23 protein-coding genes and 1 pseudogene are annotated in these 23971 nt (G+C 33.8%); 13 read left to right on the forward strand and 11 right to left on the reverse strand.

What is annotated here, in order from left to right:
- Positions 1–27 precede the first annotated feature (27 nt).
- Complete coding sequence (gene cas9, locus G7Y56_RS16420; RefSeq protein ID WP_165045257.1) at positions 28–4170, reverse strand: type II CRISPR RNA-guided endonuclease Cas9; 4143 nt, start codon at positions 4168–4170, stop codon at positions 28–30.
- 286 nt (positions 4171–4456) lie between these two features.
- A complete protein-coding gene (locus tag G7Y56_RS16425; RefSeq protein WP_165045259.1) occupies positions 4457–5335 on the reverse strand; it encodes a HEPN domain-containing protein in 879 nt (292 codons plus the stop codon).
- A 235-nt stretch (positions 5336–5570) separates the two neighbouring features.
- On the opposite strand from G7Y56_RS16425, the gene G7Y56_RS16430 reads away from it, so the two are divergent.
- Positions 5571–5963 carry a hypothetical protein gene (locus G7Y56_RS16430; RefSeq protein WP_165045261.1) on the forward strand — a complete coding sequence of 131 codons (393 nt, stop codon included), beginning with the start codon at positions 5571–5573 and terminating at the stop codon, positions 5961–5963.
- Positions 5964–6106: 143 nt separating this feature from the next.
- Here the strand turns inward: G7Y56_RS16430 and mobA are convergent, their stop codons facing one another.
- Positions 6107–6538: a conjugal transfer protein MobA gene (mobA, locus tag G7Y56_RS16435; protein ID WP_165045263.1), complete on the reverse strand. Its 432-nt coding sequence runs from the start codon at positions 6536–6538 to the stop codon at positions 6107–6109.
- Between the two features lie 718 nt (positions 6539–7256).
- On the opposite strand from mobA, the gene G7Y56_RS16440 reads away from it, so the two are divergent.
- Positions 7257–7661, forward strand: coding sequence for a DUF3408 domain-containing protein (locus tag G7Y56_RS16440; RefSeq protein ID WP_165045265.1), 405 nt, complete (start codon positions 7257–7259; stop codon positions 7659–7661).
- Between the two features lie 268 nt (positions 7662–7929).
- Here G7Y56_RS16440 and G7Y56_RS16445 read toward each other — a convergent pair whose 3' ends face one another.
- From G7Y56_RS16445 to G7Y56_RS16475, 7 genes are all read right to left on the reverse strand, one after another.
- The gene (locus G7Y56_RS16445; protein ID WP_165045267.1) at positions 7930–8874 is read right to left on the reverse strand and encodes a HipA domain-containing protein; all 945 of its coding nucleotides are present in this window, start codon (positions 8872–8874) and stop codon (positions 7930–7932) included.
- Positions 8867–9199, reverse strand: coding sequence for a HipA N-terminal domain-containing protein (locus G7Y56_RS16450; protein ID WP_165045269.1), 333 nt, complete (start codon positions 9197–9199; stop codon positions 8867–8869). Before G7Y56_RS16450 ends, G7Y56_RS16445 begins: the two co-directional genes overlap by 8 nt.
- The gene (locus tag G7Y56_RS16455) at positions 9196–9417 is read right to left on the reverse strand and encodes a helix-turn-helix transcriptional regulator (protein ID WP_165045270.1); all 222 of its coding nucleotides are present in this window, start codon (positions 9415–9417) and stop codon (positions 9196–9198) included. Before G7Y56_RS16455 ends, G7Y56_RS16450 begins: the two co-directional genes overlap by 4 nt.
- A 117-nt stretch (positions 9418–9534) precedes the next feature.
- On the reverse strand, positions 9535–9954 hold the full coding sequence (locus G7Y56_RS16460) for a hypothetical protein (RefSeq protein WP_165045271.1): 420 nt from the start codon (positions 9952–9954) through the stop codon (positions 9535–9537).
- Positions 9955–9959: 5 nt separating this feature from the next.
- A complete protein-coding gene (locus tag G7Y56_RS16465; protein WP_165045272.1) occupies positions 9960–11186 on the reverse strand; it encodes a site-specific integrase in 1227 nt (408 codons plus the stop codon).
- A gap of 483 nt (positions 11187–11669) precedes the next feature.
- Positions 11670–12422, reverse strand: a complete 753-nt coding sequence (locus tag G7Y56_RS16470; protein WP_165045273.1) for a LytTR family DNA-binding domain-containing protein — start codon at positions 12420–12422, stop codon at positions 11670–11672.
- A gap of 2 nt (positions 12423–12424) precedes the next feature.
- The gene (locus G7Y56_RS16475) at positions 12425–13345 is read right to left on the reverse strand and encodes a sensor histidine kinase (RefSeq protein WP_165045274.1); all 921 of its coding nucleotides are present in this window, start codon (positions 13343–13345) and stop codon (positions 12425–12427) included.
- 409 nt (positions 13346–13754) lie between these two features.
- On the opposite strand from G7Y56_RS16475, the gene G7Y56_RS16480 reads away from it, so the two are divergent.
- The 11 genes from G7Y56_RS16480 (at position 13755) to G7Y56_RS16530 (ending at position 22409) form a co-directional block, all read left to right on the forward strand.
- Positions 13755–14324, forward strand: a complete 570-nt coding sequence (locus G7Y56_RS16480; protein ID WP_165045275.1) for a hypothetical protein — start codon at positions 13755–13757, stop codon at positions 14322–14324.
- A 71-nt stretch (positions 14325–14395) separates the two neighbouring features.
- Positions 14396–14968 carry a Crp/Fnr family transcriptional regulator gene (locus G7Y56_RS16485; protein ID WP_165045276.1) on the forward strand — a complete coding sequence of 191 codons (573 nt, stop codon included), beginning with the start codon at positions 14396–14398 and terminating at the stop codon, positions 14966–14968.
- 68 nt (positions 14969–15036) lie between these two features.
- The gene (locus G7Y56_RS16490; RefSeq protein ID WP_165045278.1) at positions 15037–15849 is read left to right on the forward strand and encodes an SDR family oxidoreductase; all 813 of its coding nucleotides are present in this window, start codon (positions 15037–15039) and stop codon (positions 15847–15849) included.
- 208 nt (positions 15850–16057) lie between these two features.
- Positions 16058–16960 (forward strand): DUF6268 family outer membrane beta-barrel protein, encoded by a 903-nt coding sequence (locus tag G7Y56_RS16495; RefSeq protein ID WP_165045280.1) that lies wholly within the window; start codon positions 16058–16060, stop codon positions 16958–16960.
- A gap of 11 nt (positions 16961–16971) precedes the next feature.
- Complete coding sequence (locus G7Y56_RS16500; protein WP_165045282.1) at positions 16972–17763, forward strand: type II CAAX endopeptidase family protein; 792 nt, start codon at positions 16972–16974, stop codon at positions 17761–17763.
- A 57-nt stretch (positions 17764–17820) separates the two neighbouring features.
- Complete coding sequence (locus G7Y56_RS16505) at positions 17821–18672, forward strand: RteC domain-containing protein (protein ID WP_165045284.1); 852 nt, start codon at positions 17821–17823, stop codon at positions 18670–18672.
- A 267-nt stretch (positions 18673–18939) separates the two neighbouring features.
- Positions 18940–19473, forward strand: a complete 534-nt coding sequence (locus tag G7Y56_RS16510; RefSeq protein ID WP_165045286.1) for a dihydrofolate reductase family protein — start codon at positions 18940–18942, stop codon at positions 19471–19473.
- Positions 19474–19754: 281 nt separating this feature from the next.
- On the forward strand, positions 19755–20120 hold the full coding sequence (locus tag G7Y56_RS16515) for a helix-turn-helix domain-containing protein (protein ID WP_165045294.1): 366 nt from the start codon (positions 19755–19757) through the stop codon (positions 20118–20120).
- Positions 20117–20482, forward strand: a complete 366-nt coding sequence (locus G7Y56_RS16520) for a helix-turn-helix domain-containing protein (RefSeq protein ID WP_255498776.1) — start codon at positions 20117–20119, stop codon at positions 20480–20482. Before G7Y56_RS16515 ends, G7Y56_RS16520 begins: the two co-directional genes overlap by 4 nt.
- A 143-nt stretch (positions 20483–20625) precedes the next feature.
- Positions 20626–21780: an AAA family ATPase gene (locus G7Y56_RS16525; RefSeq protein ID WP_165045288.1), complete on the forward strand. Its 1155-nt coding sequence runs from the start codon at positions 20626–20628 to the stop codon at positions 21778–21780.
- 2 nt (positions 21781–21782) lie between these two features.
- Positions 21783–22409: a hypothetical protein gene (locus tag G7Y56_RS16530; protein WP_165045290.1), complete on the forward strand. Its 627-nt coding sequence runs from the start codon at positions 21783–21785 to the stop codon at positions 22407–22409.
- Between the two features lie 4 nt (positions 22410–22413).
- Here the strand turns inward: G7Y56_RS16530 and G7Y56_RS16535 are convergent.
- Positions 22414–23823: pseudogene (locus G7Y56_RS16535) on the reverse strand (helicase-related protein); the annotation flags it as partial.
- Positions 23824–23971: the final 148 nt, after the last annotated feature.

Here is a 23971-nt window from a genome sequence, read left to right on the forward strand (position 1 = left end):
TTAAGCGATATTTAGAATATTCTAAGACTAATACTCTCCCACATCTACTATTTGCCCAATATGATTTACACGGACTTTTATAATATCCTTGATTGGCGGCAAACTTCGTATAGAATAATAAGTGATTTCTGATAATTGTTTCTTATCCTTCAGTATTTCTCCCGTAACAGCACTTGTTTCCAAATGATGATTAAATACATAGTTTTTCGTAGCTATTTTCTGCACCCGAAATAAATTCGGACTAATCTCTGCATACTTATCGTGATTCTTCAAATCAATTTCGTGTGGATCGAATCCTGTCTTAGGATTTGGGAAAACAAAATATTCATTTTGCTTCATGGTAAACAAAAACTCCCAGCCCTCGCTTTGTTTATAAGTCTTATCAACAGTTGGCAATTCTTGATTGGCTCTCATTGTCGCTTCATAAAACGAAACAACCACTTCTTGCAGATTGCCTTCATTGTCTCTATAAATAGCAACATGATGGTTGTTTCCTGTATTTATAAAATCCACAGGTTGTTTTTTACCATTTTTGTCCAATATCAAATTGCCATCTTTATCTTTTTTATCATGCAACGAGTCGGCATTGTTAATCCCCCGAATAGTAACCCTTTTGATAGAAATACCTTTATCTTTATTCAGCCAAATAGGGTTTTCGTCCAAATTTGAAAATGCTTTCTTCGGATCGTTATCGTATTCTTTCAGTCGAGTTTCCAAAATAGTGCGAATACCCGAATCAATCACTTTATCTAATTTAAGATCGGGGCTAATTTCTTTACGAATCGTATAGATTGTTTCCATCTCTACTATCTTCACTTTTTCGGGAACACATTCCGTTTGTAGTTTATCCAAATAAATCGGATTCTTAGCCAAAGCATTTTTACCTGTAAATGCCTTTTTCGGATCATTCCCGAATGCTGCTAATCGAGCCAAAAGAGCTTCACGATAACGTTTGCTTGTCACTTTAACTATTTGTGTTTCATCGAATCCACCACCCACTTTCTCTTCTTTTACTGTAGGACATTGAATACTTCCGTAGATGGTTTCGTTATGCAACTGACCACGTGGTGTAAGTTGTTTCTTCTTATTTACACCACCCGGTTTTTTTGTTTTATTTACGTTTATAGTAACTACCTTATTCTTTGCTTTAATAGAGACTAAAATATTTTCCAACTGCCTTTTTGCTTCGGTTCTGAAATCATTTAATGGCATCGGTGGAATAAACCTTAGCTTGTTTCTGTGGTCTCTCTCCAACACCTTTCTTTCTATACCATAAATATCGCCTGTCTTGTCACTTCGTGCATTTAGATTATTCAGATATTGGATATGGCTTCGCTTTGTAAAGGCTACTGTAAGAGCATCCATAGCATGATGACGATGGTCGTTACGCTTCGTCCAATCTGTAATACGTTTTATCTTATGCCCTTCCCTGTTTTCGATGATTTCCGTTAATCCAAGCTTATCGTACTTATCCCAGTTAAGTTCCTGCATCACGTCAATTAGCTGCCAGTCTTCCCGCAATCGGTCGGTAATAGAGCCTGTTGTAGAAACGACATCTTTTACCAGTTCTTCCAGCATCTCTTTTGCCCTCTTGACTATATACTGTGTATCGTTTAGATCACGATTGATGAAGTCCTCAGGAATATCAGCCAGTTTCATCATCAACTTGGTATATTTTGTTTTACTGATAATACCTTGTTTATATAATGCTTCTATTCGTTTCTCATATTCATCCAAACTTTCTGCTCCATATTTTGTCGAAACATAATCGTAAGCAGTATCATTCCCTTTATCCCTATTTATACTACTAAGTTCTAATGTTTTATTTGAAAATGAATCGTCAAACAATCGGGCTTGAGGGATAATATGCTCTATATCAAATTCCTTAGAGAAAAGTTTGTCAGGCGATATATATATGTTCGAATAAAGAGTACGGTATCCGTTATTTTTCAACTCATCATACAGTTTGTACCGTATAATATCATTGCGGCTGACACGTAGTAATCCGAATTGGGTTTTAAGAATTTTCCTGTATTCCTCGTGATCGGCGGTAGCTTTATTTATAGCGGCAGTCATCTTTTCACGCTGCTTGGCGTTCTTTTTAAGTTCTCTGGCTAGTTCTATACGTATTTCATCAGGTTTCCCATAGGTATCTATAATAGAATTAATAACATTCACCATTTGATTCAAGATTTTTTCTACTACCGGATTACGTAAGCTGTTTTTAGGTAGAATGTCCAATCTATCTTTATATGCCTTATTTTCTTTTTCTTCGGTGGTTAAGGAGCTTTTAGAATGTCGATAGCCTGCATAGCCACATGCCACATCGTATTTATTACCCTCTTTCATGTGAGGTAAGATTTTGCGGATAGCTTTTGTACTAAGGCTTCCGTAATCGTCCTGAAATGAAACATTAGCTAAGATATGGGCATACTCTTTTTCGAAACCATACAAGTCTGATAATTTTTGAATCAGTTTCTCATTTCCGGTATTCGACTGATCCCCTTCGAATGAATATAACAAATGCCATAGCTGATAGAATGCCTGCTTCTCAAAAGCATCGTTTTCCAATGCCGAATCGAATGTAAGAATAGCTGTATTATAGCCGAGACCGCTAAAAATAGATTTTACTTTATCTAAAACATCTTTCGGTTTCATTTTTTGGAAATCATATTTATCATGACCCGTCTGCTCTATAATCTTTTGATATGCTTCGAATAAAGCTAACTGTGTTCTGTTTCCTTCAATAGTTTCAAAGTTTATTTCAAACTCTTTAGAGTTTTTATATAATAGCTTCAAAGCGTCAGTACCTTTCAATTCTTTTTTAAAACTTAATTCCTCAAACAGGCTTTCTTTCTCCTCCTGATTCAATAATCGCTTCGCCAAAATATTTTGCTTGTCTGTAATTACAATATCATTGAGCACTTGCCAAATCTTAAACTCTTGAAATATAGGGGAAGACTTAGGGCATACCCTCATCCCGTTTATTTTTATCTTTTTCTTCCCATCTTCTATTATTTCGACTTTCCTGCTTTCAAATTCGCAAAAGCTAATCAAGCCTTTCTGACTTTTCAGTTTCCGTTGATAGAAAATAACAACATCCCTTATTTCACTTTTCAGTTCCGGTGTCAGTATATCGTAATATTTTGCTTGCGTTTCCCAAATGGTTTCAAATTCATTCAAATAGTCTTGTCGATAAAATACCTGATTTTTCAATCGGGTATGCGGATTCTTTGCCAGTTGCTCCATCAAGTATTGCCCCACTGTCTGTTTATTAAAAAACAGTTCTTTGCTTCTGTCGCTTATAGCTCCCAAATAGCCACTCGAATTGTTAATCGCCCCATTTACCTCGCTAATAACAAAGGCAACTTCTTCGGCTGTCAATTCCTTAGACAAGCCATCTATACGCCATTGGGCGGCTTGCAAGTGCTTGTCTTTATCTTTATTTTCGGCAGTATAAAGTCCGTAAATTGCTAAAAAAACCTTTGCTGTATTTTGTTTTCCTTTTCCTTCTATTTTTTTATTAAAATCCTCAGTCAGCATATCGGGATAAAATTGTTTTTGAAAATCCCATATTCGTTCAAACTCAGCTTGAAGGTCAGAACGGTAAAATTCGGGAATAAACTTTTTGCCTTCTTTAAGTAACATATAGGTAAATTGTCCGGGTGTAAGATTTTCTTCATAGATCCGTCTTGCCACTTCCATCCCATCTATCAATTGCCCTTCATCCTGAGACTTAGCCTTGCGACTGCTTTTATAGCCTCGCTTTTTATTAATCATCAACAGAATCTGGGCAAGCTGATGTAATGTTACTTGTTCCGTAGCTGCTTTAGCTCTGAAATGATAAGTCTGAAATGTTGTGTTATTCCCATACTCAGACAGAATACTATCATCAGATATAAAACCATGCTGTTTTAAGATTTCAATCAGGTTTTCTCGTCGTAGTTTGTAACGTTGAAGATTCCTACGCATACTTCGTTTGAGAGTTCTATCAGCATTGGTTGTTATGCTCTTCCCTTTCTCAAAATTGGATGATTCGTCAACAGTAAGAGGATTTACCCTTACTCCAAGTTTAATAATGGATGATACTTCATTGTCTTTTTCTGCTTCGCTAACAAGTGCCCAACCGATAGATGCAACACCCAAATCTAATCCCAATATCTTTTTCATAGTATCCTTTTTATCAAAGCCTTAAAGATAAATAAATAAATTTTAAGAATATTGGTATGGTTATGTGAAATTTTAATATATTTGCAAATACAATTTGAAAGCAAATCATAATAAGGATTATTCCGTTGTGAAAACATCAATTGCGGCACTTCGGTGTCGCTTTTTCTATTATTGTACCTACTACATACGAAAGAAGCCGATTGACATCGGCTCTTAAATTCTATAATAAAAATATCTATTGCTTTATAGTTTAATTAATAGGGATGCTTTTGTATATCTCTGAAATTCACCCCATATTCGCATACTCTCTGATCTTTGCTTCACAGATACGCTTAGTTATATCCCTCAGTAATTCCACTTTCGGAATAAGAGCATCAATATCTTCTTTCGTAACAATAAATTTCGGATTATACCTCGCCTCAATATAAGCATCCTTAACCAGATTAAAAAGCCGTTTCTCCTCCACCGAATTATTAGGAAAAACATGAGCCAAGTCAGGCGAATGACCTTTAACAGACGCAGCCAGTTTAGTCAGGTTATGTTGTTTACTACTTCTCAGCGTAAAGGCTAAACGGATAGAATAGTAATAGTTTTCACAAGCTTGGTGAAGATAAAAAGAAGCCTGTCTATAGTCATCACACGTATAGGCATATTTTGCATCACGTAAGAAACTGCTTGCTCTAGTAAACTTCTCATCAAAATATTCCTGAGCCTGTTTTTGTATCTCATCAAACTTTAGTTTGCGTCTTCTGGCTAGCTTAAACTTTCCGCTATCGTAAAGGATAACTCCTTCCTGTTTGATCTGAGTATGAAAATACCTGCCTTCTTCGAGAGCTCTATTTATCGTTTTAATATCGTCATTGATGAAATTGACAGGAGTTTGATAATCGGGTTCTTTATAATATAGTGCATCAATGTTATCTAATATGATTCCGGCTTTATTGTCCGATATCTTGCTTGTGATTACATAGATGTCATAATCAGAGCGAAAAGAGGTAGGAATACCGAATTCTACCCTTTCGTCATAGTCCACATATTCATTTCTAGCATAGCTACCGAATAAGATAATCATTTCGGCTTCGGGTAGCCGTTTGTTAATCTCCATTACAAGACGTATTAAGTCCTCTTGTTTTGCTTTAGGCAGATAGGCTATTGACTTTTTCATCGGAATTATTTAGATACTATAAAATTAAGATTACCAAAGATAAGTAAAAGCGAAATAATTTATTACATAAAATTGTATATTTGTTAACTGGATATTTCGTACTGCTATTTTTATGGGTCTGATACCTTTGCAGTTTCATAAGCCAAGCTTACAGTCGTAAATATATCTGTTTTTTTAGATTAATAATCAGTCTGATAGTATTATGTATTTTATCAGGCTCTAAACAGACGTATATATGGCAACACAACAAGTAAGCTCAACCGAATATTGTGCAATACTCATAAACTGTTCTTCCTTAGTACTCAGGCTATCCCATGATGAAATCAAAGAAAGCTATTCTGACAATCCTATGTATGTAGCTGAATACATTGAAAATGAAGTCAAAGAAAACATGATTGAGCTTCTTTTTGAAGATCAGAAAGCAACCCTGACGTGTGCCTTTGACGGAAATAATACCTGCAATGCTTCCCATATATTCTTTGACAGCTTAGACGAGTTGAGCAACTATATCAGTTATCTCAATAAAACCTATCAGTACGACTATATCCGAAGCTGTTGGACATTACCCAATTCTTTCATATCCATAAAAAAGGCGAAAGACGATATCTACTTTAAGTCTTTTTATTGAAAAGAGAGGTCTATTATAATTCAGGCAAGCTCCATCGGATCTTGCCTGAATATTTTGATGAGATTATGCCTTAATATACATTTTCTTAAAGTTCGCTTAAATTATTACCATTTTTTTTGCAAGTAAAACTAAAGCCCCTAAGTTTATTTCTTCAACCATTTTGTTTCAAATTCATGCGTTAACTCAACCACTTGCTTGTAAATATCAACCAATTCGATTGTCGCTTTTTCCAGTTTATACAAGAAAGCGAGTGCTTTTTTCTCCGTAAAATTGGTGTTTAATGCTTTTACAACCTGATTATAGTTCGTTCCTACACTGCGAAATTGTCCGAAAAAAGTAGTCAGTCGCATATAATAATCATGTGCATACTTATCAAGTTTGACAATCTTGATCGGTTTATTAAAGATACAGGAGGTAATAAAATGAGCTTTTACCTTCATTTCCGATTGCTCAAACAGGCTTAGGAATCGGGCATTGTCTACATCGTTGAGATAGATAACATAACGATTCTTTGCTGGATTATCTTTGGGGATTCGTCCCCCTTTATTACGATTGGATTCATTCTTACTTTTCATTCTTTGGATATTTAGTGGTTAAAAAAAAATGCGACTTCGGAGCTTTTTTATCTCCCGTCAGGGGCAAGGGTTTTAAGGCACTTAAAACAGTTTTGAGTGCCTCAAAACACACCTTGCCATGTTCTGACGAACATCAAAATCCTCCACGCATGGCGGATAATATTTAGCTTTATAGAAAATATAAATACCATACATTAATTTGCTTTATTGGGTTCTGCAAAGTTAGAGCCTATATGCGGATAAATCAGCATATTCATAAACGCCAACTAGCGCCAACCGACGCCAAATATCTCGGATTAATATTTTCATAACTAGAATCTTACGTTTTGTTTGTTTATTTGTATTAGTAATTATATACTGAAGTGATGATGCAATTCTTTATTGGTTTTGATAATTGAATTCTCAAATACGTATTTTGTTGATTATAGGCTTATTCGGTTAAATAGTTAGGTATAACATTACTGATTTGCTGAACTGCTGATTTATTGAACTCAGTAAGTCATGGATTCATTCACGAATTCATGAGTTATTAAGCTGATTCAATAAATAAGTGATAATGTATTGGTGTATTTATAAATGTACTTTATCTGTTGGATATTTAGAATAGCACTTAATCAATTATATACTGACATACTAACTTAATTCATTAAAAACAGGATTATGGAAAAACTTGACAAATTAGCTGATGAACCAGTAGAAATTATAAAACCGATAATGTATGAGTAAGAAAATAATAAATACAGATGATATTGACGAGAAAGCTCTTTTAGCATCTATATATGCTAAGAAGAATCCTGATCGGGAGCTTCCTAAAGCAGAGGTAGAGGAAATTCAAGACAGAGAAAATTTAAAGACGAAAGATTCAGTAAGAAGGAAAAGAAAAGATTCGGATGATTACCGAACGACTTTTTTAAACAGGAATGAACTGAAAAACCGCCGTTGTGTCTATATCAGTTCGGAGCTGCATGAAGTGGTACAGAAAATAGTACGGTCTATTGGTAGTAATGATATATCGATCGGTGGTTATGTTGATACTGTTTTATCACAACATTTAGAAACTAATAAAGATGTGATTAATGAACTGTATCGTCGGCAGAGGGATAAGGGGGATCTTATTGTATAAGATATAAGTTGGAGGGTATTGTTACAGGATGTGCGGGAATCAGGTAAGCCTTCTCAGTCACAAGCCTTGAATATTATTTTCCTTTTTAAATCTGATAAAAACCTTTTGTATGAAGGGAATAAATAAGGCAGGGCTTTTTGCTTAAATACGCTTTTTCGGCAGAAAAAGGAAGATTTGAGTAAAAACCTGTAAGGTTCAGCCTTGCTGTTTTATTCTCGAAATATATCTTTGTGGTCAGATGAAAGAAGGAAATCTCTTTTTTATAAGCCTATTTATTTAGCATACTTCCCTGAATCAGATCAGCATACTTCTTCTTCATATCCTCACTCAAAAATGACTGCTCAATAAATTCGACCCACAGCGGAACAACCTTTTCAAGCTTAGAAAAGATATTTTCAATTACTTTTTTATCTAAGTCTGATTTTCCGAAAGCAGTCTCAAAATCGGAACGTTTAAGCTTTTTCTTTTTACCGTTTAAAGTCAGAGCAAGTTCTTCCGTATCTTCGGGAATAACAAGCTTTGTAGAAAGCATATCATAAGCAGGAGTTAGAGAATATATACCTTTTGTTGTACTATATAACGAGAAATTTTTTAAATGCATATCGGCATTGCCTGTCAGCCAACAGAAATAAACCTGCTCCCAAAAGTTCACTAAATCCAATTTGGGAACATTCGAATATTTCGTGATTAACTTGGCTATCTGCTCATACGAGCCTTTGTATTTGTATTCGGTCAGTCGTTCTGCGAGTTGGCACATATCTTCCATTGGAAATTTATTGCCTTTATCATCCCGATCTATACGGCGAGTGATATAGCAAAGTTCTCCATCTGCAAAACGAATCAATGAATGAGGTACGGTCTTTATTTTAGCTATTTCAGCCAAGTGCATGGTTAAGTCTTCCAACTCCGGTAAATGCGGATACATATCTGTTTGAGGCTTTAAGATGTATCTTCCCCATAGTCCGACAATCGTAAACCGTTTCGGTTCGCTTTTCTTTTTAGAAGATTCTATATCTAAAGATAACTTTGGTTGCACACCTGTTATAGTCGTTTGACTGCGGACTACTTCTTCGGCTAATGCTGATATGTTTTCTTTTGTATAAGGTAACTCAGGAGCTGTAGTTGTACCAAATATTTTCTTCGCACAAGCTGGGTGAAAATCTACTTGACCTTCTTTCAGTTCCTGATAGCAGTACAGGCATTTTTCATTCATTGTCTTCGGTATTTACTGGTATAACACTAACTGCTCCGATACAGTCTTTACAACAAGCCAATAACAAAGACATCCGATCACGTTGATTGATCTTCCAGCTACGTTCGGCAATATCCAATAGCCATCCTTCGGGTATTAAACCGTCAAAGAAAGGAAACAGCACAGTATCTTTATAGGGTTCACTCTTTAAAGGCATTGTTAAGCTGATAGCTTCTGAGTCCTCATCTTTCAAATAGTCGGAAGCATATTGATAAATAAAACCGTTCTCGTCTTCGATAAGTATTCCTGCAAACTTATCGCGCATATATATTTCAGCTTGTTTCATAATTCAAGTTTACTTTTGTCTATTGGTGCAGGAGCTAATTCCGCACCAAAGAGATTTAACACCTGATTGACTTTATCCATACGCAACGTTTGCTTGCCCTGTTCCAGTTCACGCACAAAACGAAGCCCAACCCCTGCTTTCTCCGAGAGGTCTATTTGAGTTAAGCCATATTGCTTACGCATCTGCTTAACATATCCTGATAATAATAGGTCTTCCATAAATATACCCTTTAGGGTGCTAATATACTTAATTAAGCAATAAATTATATCATAAAGGGTATAAATTTATAGATATTTACAATATCACACCCTATAGGGTATAAATATCAAACTGGCTCAATTCGAGGTTTTAAGTGAATGCTGCTTTGTGTTGGTACTAAATACCATAATAACCTCGTGGCTTTTCTGCTCTACGCTATACTCACAAAAGGCATTGAGTACCCATTCCCGAAAAGCTTTCGTATAAAGTGATTGAATACGAAAGCTCAAAAAGACAATAACTTCCAGATTGTAATAAATGCGTATATACTCTCCTCCTTCATTTCGGGTATACCTATATTCCTTCGTAACATCATTTTCTCGCAGCAAATTATCTTTAAACATTGCTTTAAGATGCTTATTGATTGTCGGGGTATAAACCCCGAACAAATCAGCGATCTCATTCACAGTCATCCAAACTGTGCCATCAACGATTTTTACTTCAATAATGGGTTTATCAGTTCCTACATCCGAGAATTTAATATATCCTTTTTCCATAGGGCTTATTTATTAGCGTATTTTCTACTCCTATAGGTCTCAGCTAAACTATCCATATCTGAACTTAGTTTTTGATCGACTATCTTGGCATAAATTTGGGTCGTTTTAATATCGGTATGCCCGAGCATCTTGGATACGGTTTCAATAGGAACTCCGTTAGCCAGAGTAACGGTTGTCCCGAAAGTATGACGGGCTATGTGGCAGGTCATTGGTTTATTGATTCCGCAAATAATAGCGATTTCTTTCAGATATTCATTCATCTTTTGATTAGAGCATACAGGGAACAATTGCCCTTTTGTTTGTTGCCCTTTGTATCTTTCAATAATCTCTAATGGAATATCCAACAGACGAATATTTGAAGGTACACTCGTTTTTTGACGTTGAATCATTATCCATTGATGCCCGTCAAAAGCTGTTTTTACAGAATCCTCTGTTAATCGGGCGACATCTATGTATGATAATCCCGTATAGCACATAAAAATAAAGACATCCCTTATCTGACTTAATCTTTCTGTCAGGAACTCTTTTCTATATATGGTATCGATTTCTTCCTGCGTCAAAACCTGCCGATGTACTTTTTCATTATGAAATTTAAAATTGGCAAAGGGGTTTATCTTTACTTCTGCTCCTAGGTTAATACTGAAAGTAAATACAGACCTGAACCGCTGAATAAATTTCATGGCGGTATTGTTACTGCAATCATGGTCGTTACGGAGTGAGAGGTAAAATTTCTCCACGAATAGGAAATCTATTTCAGGGAGCAGGATATCGGATAGCTTGTATTCCTTTTTGATAAATTCCTCCACTCGTTCTTTTGTAAGTTCGTATCTTGAGTAAGTTATCTGGCTGGTAGTTTTACCGACTTTGAGTTTGTACTGCTCATTATGTAAGGTAAAATATTGAAGAAGTGTCTTTCTTTCGGGATCAATACCAAATAGGATGTTTTTTATGGTTTCGGGCAAAGCATATCCTTTTGTATCCATCAGTTTATTGTAGATTTTGTCCATTTTTGTCCGCAGGTTGTCCAAGAGCCTGTTCAGATTAGTTGCATCTGCATTACGACCTTTTACTTTGCCTAGTTTGGTATCCCATATATCAGGATTGACTTCCAATTTTGTATTGAATTGGGTTATTTGACCATTTACGGTTATCCTCGCCATGATGGATACAAGCCCGTTGCTGTTCGGGCGGTTTTTTCTGAGGTAGAAAAGTGTTCTAAAAGTTGCCTTCATAATGTTTACCTTTTTGTTTGTAAAAATACTCGATACTTTCATAAACATTGTGGACAAAACAGGGGCAATAATCGACAAATCAAGGACTTATTTAATAAATCGTTACCATTTTTTTACCGATATATCGGGTAACGATTTGGTAACGATTTTTTGTCCGAATTTGATATTATACTGTCTTAGAGGTGTCTTTACAGAAAAGAAAAAACCTCTATAAATCATTAATTTATAGAGGTTTGTCTTGTTTTGGCTTTGAACTGTCTTTTAGTTCTGTTCCCTTAAGTGATCCCGCTGGGAACACGTTTTTATCTCGTAATAGATTTAGTAATCAATTATTTAAGTTTTCAAAAAAGCAAGTTCGTAACGAATTCGTAACGATTAAAAAGATGCCTTTTTGTCCTGTTTTGGCAGACCGCTGTGAGCCTAACTTCTAGGTTCAAATATACATGAAACTTTTGGAAATATGAGCATATTGGCTGTTAAATATTATTTACTTATCAAATTCTTATAAACCGCAGAATTTAATAATTCCTCCCTTCTTGGCTTTGAAATAGGTAATTCATTTTTATTAATAAAAAGCCTTCCACCCGACACTTTATCAATCTGATAAATATTGACAAGGAATGAGCGGTGTATTCTACAGAATGATTCTTTAGGAAGCATCTCTTCTAAGGAAGTCATTGTTTGATGAATCACGAAAGTATTGTTTTTCAGATGTAATTTCAAATAATTTTGCATTCCTTCTACAAATAAAATATCCTCCCATATTATTTTTTGAAAAGAGTCACCTTGCCGGATGTACATAGTGGATTGGGTATTTTCCACATTCTTCTGTAATAAGATTTGAGTTTGAAATATCCCTTGTGCTTTTTGTACAGCTTGGAAAAACCGTTGAAAAGCAACAGGCTTCAATAAATAATCAATAACGTTTAGCCTGTACCCCTCCAATGCATATTCGGAATATGCCGTACTGAGTATTGTTAAAGGTGCTTTATCTAAGGATTCTAAGAATTCAAGTCCTGAAAGATAAGGCATATTAATATCCAAGAACATCAGGTCTATCTCTTTTTTTTTCAGAATTTCAGCTGCTTCTATTGCAGAAGAACATGTATCCTCAACTTTTAGAAAGCTTATTTGCTCTATGTTGCTAATAATATCTTTAACAGCAACCAATTCATCATCTACAATCAAACATTTTAAAATCTGATAATCCGGCTCTTTTGAAATGATATTTGCCATACCTATATTTGAATTACTAGTTTAGAATTATATTTAGTTTCGGTTTCCTGTATGGATAAACTATACTTATTGTGCAATAAAATTTCCAACCTGTTTTTTAGGTTTTCCAAACCTAAACCGGATTGCTCCTTTCTATTTACGGGAATAGCTAATTTCGAATTTTCCACCTCCAGACAAATCATACTTTCTTTTTGCTCAAAATTAATATTAATATAACCTTTGTCATTTGAACTCCGAGAAACATGTTTAAATGCATTTTCAATTAAAGGGATTAATAGTAATGGTGGTATTCTTTTACTTGTATTTTCTATCTTCCACAAACAATTTATATCTAGTTTATCTTCCCATCGGATTGTTTCAATATTTATAAAGTTTTTCAAGAACTGTAATTCTTCTTCTAGATTGACATCTTTTTGTTGTCCACAGTACAACTGGTAGCGAAGTATGTCTGAATAGTTCAGAAGCAAAGTCGGTGCTATATCATCTTTGTTTTTGACGTAGTAATATATATGATTTAAAACATTAAACATAAAATGAGGATTAATTTGTGCTTTGAGAGCCTGCAATTCTGATTCTAAATGTATCTTTTCCAACCTCATGTGTTCATAATAGAATCGTAATCCGACAATAGCAAGATTTATAACGATACTAGCAGGCATTTGATTTTTAAAGTCAACCCAAAATGAATCAGAGTCAGAGAATAAATTGGAAGGCGAAAAAAAGCCACTTAGTTCAAGTTGTCTAAATGCTGCCAGAATCAAAACCATTATTAATCCCATAAGTAATGTTAGACCTATAAATTGTCCCCAAAAGACACCTAGTTTTTTCTCTCTGATCGCTTTTGGCAATAGATAATTACTGAGTAAGATATTTATCAGAAATATAGAAGAAAATATACACAAGGTCAATAAAATGGCTTCCATAAATGAAGTCTGATAATTCAGACTCTGAAACCATAATAGGATGGCTATCAATATCCAAAATAATATTGTAAACCTTTTATAACTTTTAAAAATGAAATTTTTCATACTACAAATATAACGGATTAAGTAATAGATATATTGCTGATTCGTCATAAGCAAAGCGATGTTTGGTCAAATTTTTACTCGCGAATCATACTCAAGGGGTGATGTTTTGTGAGGGGAGATAGTATAGTTTTAAAATCGATTAAACTCCAAAATAAATACGTGTAATAAATTAACTGACATTTGTTAAGGAGTTGAAAGGATAAGTATGTTTATTTTTGTCTAAAAATAAACATACGAAAAATAGAATTGAAAGTTAGAGAATTTGGGATAACTATAAGTAAATAATTTAAACACGTGATTGGTTATGAATTTATTACCTTTTGAAGGATTTATTATACCTGGACTTCATTTTAGTAATTGTAGCATCTGGGTTCTAAACTGGGAAACTAACCCTACTCCTATTGACCGAATGGTTGAAGTATGGATTTTATGGCATGATGGCAAAAAAACGTGTTATATCGATCCGCCTAATGCTGATAACATTCTTAAAAAGTATCATAATTTTGATGAGATAATACCTGCGGATATAAATGTTTCTGAAACAGACTCAAATATTTCTATAGGTGTAGTCGTAAACGGAGTTCTTATTTTGTCAGTGGAATTATTACGAAAAAAAACTCTGAAGTATAAATTATTGAATGTCATATTGAAATATGGGAATAAGGATAAAATGGCAGAGCAGGGAAAGACTGAGACTGGAATGAACTATAAAAGTATTCCCCGAAGGATAGATTCAATCTCTATTGTGAAAGTTCAATTTAATAATAAAGAACTAACGCTTATAACTAATTCTCCCATTAAATATTCACTTGGAGATGGAAAATCCTCTAAAAAACCAATTATAAGCTACTGCACTCATATGTTGGAAGATTAATTTATAATGAGAATATTCATTAGCCGGTAATTAATATCTTTGTGGAATACAAAGCATAAATTAATTGGCTCATGCAATATTCTCAACTTTATAACATAGTATCAAACTATATTGACCTCGAACCCGAAGATATAGAATTAATAAAAACCTATTTTAAATATGGTTTTGCTGAGAAAGGGACAGCTTTAATTGAATTTGGAAAGCCTACGGATAAAGCATTTTTTATACTTTCCGGATACTTGAAGTATTTCAAAATAGTTGATTCGGGAGAAGAGTTAATCATCCATTTATATACTCCCGATAATTTTGCTATTTCATTAGGTAGTTTCTTTTTAGGAAAGAAGTCTGAGGAAGCTCTGGAAACGATTACCGACTGCGAATTTTTATATATTTCTAAAGCAGACTTAGAGAAGTTATATACTACAAGCTATAAATGGCATAGCTTTGGTAGAAAATTAATGGAAAGTGCCTTAATCGAAAAAGAAGAAAGAGTTATTGATCAGTTAACTTTGACCGCACAAGATAAGTACATGAAATTACTCAAAAAGCAGCCTGATATTATTCAGAACGTACCAGTGAAATACATAGCCTCATTTATCGGGATACAACCTGAATCATTGAGCCGGATAAGAAAAACAAATTAACTAACATTTGTTAGGCAGTAGAAAAGACTCCCCTATCTATATTTGTTATAACAAAAATTATAACAGATATGAAAACAATTTTAATTACAGGAGCATCGAGCGGGATAGGTAAAGAAACTGCTATTTTATTTGCCGAAAAGGGCTGGAATGTAGCTGCAACAATGAGAAGCCCGGAAAAACTATCCATATTTGCCGAAAATAGAAATATAAGTACATATTTGTTAGATGTAAAAAACAAAGATTCTATCAGAGAATGTATTCAACACGTAATACAAGACTTTAGTAAAATAGATGCGATTGTAAATAACGCTGGAATCTATACCATTAACCCTTTAGAATTAAGTTCCGACGAGATAATTGACGATATCCTTGAAACAAATATTAAAGGAGTTTTATATACTACTAAAGCAATATTAGAACACTTCAGAGAAAATAAATCAGGGGTAATAGTCAATATATCTTCCATTGCCGGACGTGCCACATTTCCCTTTCAGTCAGTGTACCACACTTCCAAATGGGCTATAGAAGGATTTAGTGAAAGTCTCTATTATGAATTAGAACCAATAGGGATAAAGGTAAAAGTTGTAGAACCGGGTGTCGTTAAAACAGAGCTTTACAACTCAGTATTAGATTCTCCATTAGAACAATATCCGGATGAATATCGGGACAGATTCAAGAAGAGCCATCATTCCTTGATAAATAATTATAAAAACGGGTATTCTCCCAAGCAGGATGCACAAACTATCTACAAAGCAGTGAACAGCAGAAATTCGAAGTTGAGATATCCTTCTGATAATACTACTAAATTAGCATTTTTTCTTCGTGCACTTCTTCCATTATCTGTATTTCAGAAGATTATTAAAAGGCTGAACGGGATATAAGTTTTGCTTAGGGCTTCAATATAAGAGGATAGTTCAAACTCTGAAACCACAATAGAGCATAGTTATCACTATATGACTGATTCGTCATAAGCAAAGTAGTGTTTCGTCAATTTTATCGCTTGCTAATCAATTCTAATTTTTCAATATAAAATTCCGAATGAAATTTACTAACAGAAGAGCGGAATTATTCATTTAAAAAAATTAGTTTATGAAATTGACATTGTATTCGATTGTATTCTTTTTAACTGTTACATGTACATATATCAATGCACAAATAACAGTTAAAACTGAATATCTAGGTAAATCAAGTTTGCTTGATCCTGATAAAAATAAGATAGAAGACAGCAAGGGAGGAGCTTTAGTTTATAAAGGTGGCATAAATCTACCCTTATCGATGAAAGTAGATGAGAATAATCGCCCAACAGTCTGGGGGATTGGAGCAGCGGGAACATATGTATCTTTTGAAAACGAAAATATATCAAAGGATTTATTTTTATCTGAAATGATGAATCTTGAATTGGCTCTCTTTCATATGCGACCTATAAATGATAAGTGGTCTATGATGGCAAGTGCAGGCTTTGGTATATATACCCCTAATACCCGATTCTCTCAAATTAGATTCAAAAATGTTTTAGGCAATGTAGGAGTTACATTTATTCGACACTTAAAACCAAATTTGGAAATCGGAGGGGGACTTGCCATAAATAATACTTTTGGCTATCCGATGATATTCCCTGCATTGTATTTCAATTGGATGTATGAGGGTCGCTTCACATTTAAACTTTCGATGATGAATGGAGGAGAGTTATTAGCACTGTATAATGTCAATGAGTCTCTATCATTAAGTTTAGTTGCCGAAATGAGTGGTCAGGGAGCTTTATTGGAGAAAGATGGAAAAGATATCATGTTTTCACATCAATATGCCATTATGGGATTCCGACCAGAAATTAAAATCAATAAACGAATATCTATTCCGATTACAGTGGGGATGAATGCAACAAGGTCGGTATACTATACAGAGAGAAAATTAAGAGCCATCTTCAAATCAGACTCAGATTTAGATTTTAAAGAATCATTTTATGCTTCTATGGGTTTAAGAATTAGATTTTAAGAATTAGCATCATGAAAAGTATCATCAAGAAGTATCCTATTGTAGCATTTTATGTTACCTGCCTATTATTTTTGATAACAATAGGTTTAGCGAACATGTTGCTGTTTCCTACCTCTTTTGATTATATATTAATACTACCTCAATGGTCGCCTGCATTAGCTGCTATTTTAGTCGTTCTAGTTCAGGGAGGGAGAATCAATGTAAAATCTCTATTAATGAAAATCGCATTTAAGAATTTAAATATGAGATGGTTGCTTATAGCCTTAGTGATTCCACTTATTATTTGCTGTTTATCTTATGTAATTTTTTCTTTTGTAGAGCATAAGCAATTAGTTATTCCTGTTTTGTGTCGCTCCGGAGGAAATTATTCGATCTGTTTGCTGGCTGCTATATTCGGTTCCTATGGTGAAGAAATTGGATGGAGAGGTTTTATGTTGCCACAATTATTAAAAAAGTATTCATTATTTCTGAGTAGCCTTATTGTGGGTGTATTCTGGGGGCTGTGGCATTTTAAATTCCAAACTCCTTTAATAACTGTATTTTATTTGATCTCTGTAATTGAATTCTCACTTATTATTTCGTGGTTATGTTCAAAAACAAAAGGCAATATTTTAGTTGCCATCGTTTTTCATACGATTTTGAATATGTGCTCTTTATTATTATTTGAAAATATGCTATCCGATAAAGTGCATGGATTATATATGCAGGAACTGTTATATGGTATTTATGCTCTCTTATTCGCAGTGCCGTCAGTGTTAATAACTAAAGAAATGGTAAGAACTGAGAATAGAGATAGTGGTTAATGAGTTTTTGTGATGATAACATAATGAGACTAGATTAGAAATCTAATATCTGACAACATGAAAAAATACACAAACAAATTGATGCAGGATTTAAATAATCAACTTAAATTGATTGATTCAGAAAAAGAAAGTGCGTTTGTGAAAGCACCCAACGCAATTAGATTACTGGAAAATGCTTTTGTGGAACTAAAGGTATTTATTACAGAATATAACTTCAACGATGAAGAAGAGGAGATTCACTTCTTTAAAGTTGTAAAACCACAATTGTTCAGCAAGTTAATTTATTATAGAAAAGTATATGGTATTGAAACGATGAAACCTAATGGGAGTATTGATTCTCAAAAATTGTATTTGAAAGCGGGATTGGATCATCTAAAAGCATTTTTCGATAGAAATTCAGATTTCTACAAATACTATCGGACAGGATGTACTCACTTCGATAAATATTATTTTGTCAGAGGGAAGCCTGATATTCAACTAGGCTTAGATTCCTTTTATTTTGAAAGAGATCCTATCTTTTCTACTAGCTTCGATTTTAAGATAGCCAAAATATTGGCTAATGAAATGCTTTCCATCTACCTCAACGGAGAGTTGGTAAAACTAGAGACGTATTCGATTCAGTCCTATTCTGCCGAGCCTTATTCTCCTATGGTAAAATTAACATGGACAGGTAAAAAATCTGAACTTGTGGAGCAAATCTATTCTTGGGATTGTGCTGGCTGTTTCAATAATGGAAATACCAATATAAAAGAACTCGCTGAATATATAGAATCCGTATTCAATATCAATTTAGGAGATTATTATCATACATTCCTTGAAATGCGAGAGCGGAAAGGTAGCCGTACTATCTTCTTAGATAAATTAATAAAATATCTAAATGATAGAATGGACGAAGCTGATAACAAATAAACAAATTATAATATCTTTGTATGAAAAGTAAAGAAATATGGAGGGGTAATTCTCCTTAAAGATATAACATAGCGTTCACTGAACGTCTCGTTGCGAAAACTGGTAATTTTTAAAACTATCGAGACAAACAGTTGCAATGTTCATGCTATACGAAAGTATGGTGTGGACTTGCCTGTTTCGATAGTTGGGTATACCAGTACCTCGCAGCGGAACAGTGTGAGTTCCACACTTCTTTTTTGTATATTGTACTTCTAAAACATTACTCCCATGAGAAAAATAAAATTATACATTGCATCCTCCATTGACGGTTATATTGCCCGTCCCGATGGAGACTTGGATTGGCTTACGAAATATCCTATAACACCTGATTTAAATTATGGCTATAATGAACTCCTTGATTCAGTTGATACTGTAATTATGGGAGGACGAACCTATAGGGATATTCTAAATATGGATGTGATTTATCCATACAAAGACAAAATATCTTATGTTATCACGCAAAACAAGATAAACACTCCAAAAGAAAATATTCATTTTATTTCTGATACTATAATCGAAATTGTATCTGACTTGAAAGAGAAGGAGGGCAAAGATATTTGGCTGGTTGGTGGTGGAGAAATCATTTCTTTGCTTATAAGTCATGATTTGGTTGACGAAATGATAATTACTCGCATTCCTACATTGCTTGGAGATGGAATCCCATTATTTCCCAAGACGGAGAAAGAATCTACTTGGAAACTTATTAAGAACCAATCTTACGAAAACGGTATCACTTACACTGAATATCAGAAGATAATATAATAATACACGATCTTCCAATGTGATAATAGACTCCCAAGCTTTACCCAAGTTTGGGAGTTTTTATTTCCATGTTTTCAGACTCAAAATGCTTCAAAAGGGTCTGTTTTTTTGCACTTTTTTATCTCAAAATTCAACTCCACAGATTTTACATGCTGCACTGAAATAATTTTCGTTTTTTATTTCTAAATATAAGATTGTTAGAATTTTATTTAAAAATACTTGTCCCAACATGGGCTTTTAAGATATTGGAATGTATGACATTTGTATCAAACAGAATTGATATGGAAGTTATTACAATAGATTCAGAAGCATACAAAGAACTTGTTAAGAGGATAAATACTATTGCCGACTTTGTCAAAAATAATAGTTGTGATTCCCTGCCCTCGGATGATACATGGGTAGATAGTTATGAAGTTTGTACTTTTTTGAGAATAAGTGAGAGAACCCTACAACGTTTACGTACCAATGGTACTATCACATATTCGGTTATTTCCGGTAAAACTTATTATACAATTGCTGAAATCAAACGTCTCTTGCAAGAGAAAGTGATTCGGTCGACAGAAGACAGGTTGCAAGACTTAATGCGGGAACATCAAGTATATAAAGAACAGCGGACAAGAAATAAACCTAAAGACAAAAAAATATGATGAGGATAGATGATGACATATTCGAATCCAATATAAAGGGACTTGCCAGATTGCTTAGACGTATCGATGAGAAAATAGATAAACTATTGGTATCGGAGAATAATGGTGCTTTGGAAGAACGTTTATTCGACAATCAGGACTTATGCCTCTTCTTGAAAATTAGCCCTCGCACTCTTCAGCGATATCGTAATTTAGGTTTAATTCCTTTCAAAACTATCTGTAAGCGAAACTATTATAAAGAATCGGATGTAAAGATTTTTGTCGAGAAATATTTCAATGGGAAAACTGAGATAACCGATAAAGACAAATGGCAAAGAAAGAATAAGCGTCAAGACGACGATACGGAAGATATAGTAGTTTAATTGGTTTCTGGTGTTTTGTTATTTTTATTGGGTTTTTTGAAGTCCCTTTCTGTCGTGATGATAGGAAGGGATTTTTTATTGCACTTATTTCACTCAATTAGTTATTGAATATAAGTATATTTGCTTTATCAAAAATAAGAAATATGAAAGAATCTATAATCATACGAAATTTTGGACCAATAAAAGATATTGAGATTGAGGATATACGACCTCTAACATTTTTCATTGGCGAATCTGGAAGCGGTAAAAGTACTGTTTTAAAGACAGTTGTATTATTTCGGTGGATATATAAAATGATTAATATACGTTCGTATTTAAAACATGCTAATATTTCTCAATCTCCTTTCAAATTTAATTTTAAAGATTATTTGAAAAATAATGGCTTTACTAACTACGTAAAAGATAATACAGAAATAATCTATAGGAAAGGTAACAATAAAATAGTATATGACGGAGCATTGGATGTTTCAATAACTGTTCCTGAAGAAGAATTGAGTTTGGAAAAGATGTGTTTTATTGCTGATAAAAGAATACTTATCCCTGATATTTTAGCATCAAAAGGTAAGAAAAATAAGATACCAATGAGTTTTTTCTTAGAGGAAACATATAATGATTTTAATATAGCATCGGAATTCATTAAAACGCTAGATATTAATTATCTAAATGTAAGATATGCATCTAAAGAAACTAATTCGGGAACAAAATATTATATCGAGAGCTTAGATGAACAAGAAAGTTATACAATAAACCTAGAAGATTCTTCATCGGGAACTCAAACAATAGTTCCTCTTTCTATCATTATTGAATACTTCTCGAAATATTATGATTTTAGCAGCAGGTTTAATAAAATTATTTTCAAATATATGTCTGAAAGTGATAATTTAAAAGATTTCCGATCAGATTTAAATATAGGAGATATTCCATATAAAAATATTCATATCCATATTGAAGAACCAGAATTAAGTCTTTATCCAGAAAGTCAAAAAAATCTTTTAAATTTTATAATAAATCGATGTTTTTTGACTAATTCTAAAGATTATCAAATGTCATTAATGATGGCAACACATAGTCCTTATATTATAAATCATCTAAATTTATTGATTATGGCAGGGCAAAAAGAGAAAATGGTTGAAAATGCTTTTCTTAATTTTGCAGATGTAAATGTTTTTGAAATTGTGGGAGGATATCTTAACGACTTAAAAAGAGAGGGGAATTTTTTCATTGACACAAGAGTATTATCAAATCCGATAGCGGATACCTATAAAGAATATGATAATTTGTTAAAAGAAAAAGAATAGAAATGGATAATATATTGATCTCTAATTATATTAACTATATAAATTCATTATCTCCTCATATTATACCATGCATAGGAGTAAATGTACAAGATATTAGATCAGATGTCATTAATGATATTCAATTCGAGATAAAGGATTTGGAACAAACAATACAACAGCCGATTGGTATGGGTATAGCAATTTATGATAATCCTCATAGTAAAATAATGGCTTTCATTGACTATGAAAGTTTTATTACACTTGTAGATCCGACTAGAGACCATCCTCTTACAAAAGGGTTGAAAAAATGTGATTTTATAGTATACGATATGGAAAACTATTCCGTATTTCTATTAAATGAATTATCAAACAGTTCTAATCCTAGTAATAAGCGTCCTGATGCAAAACTGCAATTACACAGTGCAGCTTTGCACTTAAGTCGATGTCCTGAAACGAAGATATTTATTGACCAATTTCAAGAAAAGAAATGTGTATTTTCCAATAAAATTCAACCAATTTCATCACCTCATGGTATAGCTGATGCTTTTAATATTCCAATGAATTATTTATCATCATCTATTCCACTAAAGTTTCAACCATTAACGAAACTAGGTTTTCAAGCAATGGAGACATCAAATATCACATTATAAATATTTACCTCCTTACTCCCCGATACACTCCATCATCCTCATTCGTTTTCTTAATCTCCGTATCAAGCTTACCTACAAAAATCCGATCTCGATTAGCATCAATAATCTCTTTAATACTCATTGGCTCTCCCGAACGAATAGTATCATTTGAAGCAAGATGCAGGGAAGCAGGTTCTACGATTTGAGCATCTTGCTTCGGTTCGTCCTTAGTTTTGAGAGTTTGTAGGATTTGCCGATCCAAAGCAACTAATTGAGTTTTTAAGTCCTTTAGTTCCGGCTCTTTTCGGAAAGTGGAGTCAAGAACCTCCTTGAGAATAGGCAGATCTTTTGATAAACGTTCATTATCCGTTTGGTATTTCTCTATTAACTTAGGGATTCTTTCCAAAGCATTGAGAAAATTCATCGATGCCAACTTCGGATCAGTCGCAATATGACCATTGTTGTAATTATATTTAATACCTCCCTCCCCTTCTATAAAGAAGCGATTGTCTTTAAACAACGAACCTTCCTTTTGGCTTTCTTCGGTTTTGACAATCAACTTAAAACCATACAATTCGCCAATAGCAAAGTATTCGTTATTGGTTCGAGCATTATCTGAGAGCTTGTTCAGTTTCTCGCCAATAATCTTTGGGTCAGAAGAATTTACACCATCCAATTTTATAGGATTGAGTTTATTACCTTCCTTATCCACTTGTACACGCCCATTGAAAGCATCTAAATCTTTTGTCATTTTACTAATCAGCTGCGTATTTCCTTCAATGGTTCGGGTACTATCTTCAAACTTGAATGTAGCCGAAGACTTGCTTTTGACAAAACCTTTCTTCTCGCTCTCCAAAGCATTGATTTTCTTTTCTAGTTTGGCTTTCTCCAACAAATCCGTATTTCCTGAAAGTATAGCCACATATTCCGAGAAATTCATGCCTGAACTCTCATCCATACTGCCTTCATCAATGGTACGGCTTCCTAAACTATTATTTTTAAGCTGATTGATAAAGGTTTGTTTGTTCTGCAACAGATTGAACTTGTACGAATCAAGACTTTTCTCTACCGCATAAATGATCACATCCACCTTGTTTCCGGCAAACTCTTTGGCTATTTCATTGCCTTTTCGTATGGCTCGTCCATCACGTTGCTGTAAATCAGAAGGTCGCCACGGTGTATCCAAATGATGAACGGCAACAGCACGTTTCTGAGCATTAACCCCTGTTCCCAACATAGACGTAGAACCGAAGATAATACGAATACGCCCTTCATTCATTCCGTCAATCATCGCTTTACGAGCATTATCTGTCTTGGCTTCCTGAATAAAACGTATTTCGTGAGCCGGTATATTGTGATCCTCTACCAATTTACGCTTTATCTCCGAGTATGGATTCCATTCGTTTGGCTTATATGTTCCCAAATCAGAGAACACCTTATGGAAAGCTTTCCATAATATCTTTTATGTAAAGCCTATCATTATGTAAAGTAAAACAAGTTGGGTAATTTAACATATTGATAACAATTTCTTTATATAAATACTTTACATAATGACTTCGCATAATTATATTGTTCTGATAATT

The organism is Dysgonomonas sp. ZJ709 (assembly GCF_011039195.1).
GTDB lineage: Bacteria > Bacteroidota > Bacteroidia > Bacteroidales > Dysgonomonadaceae > Dysgonomonas.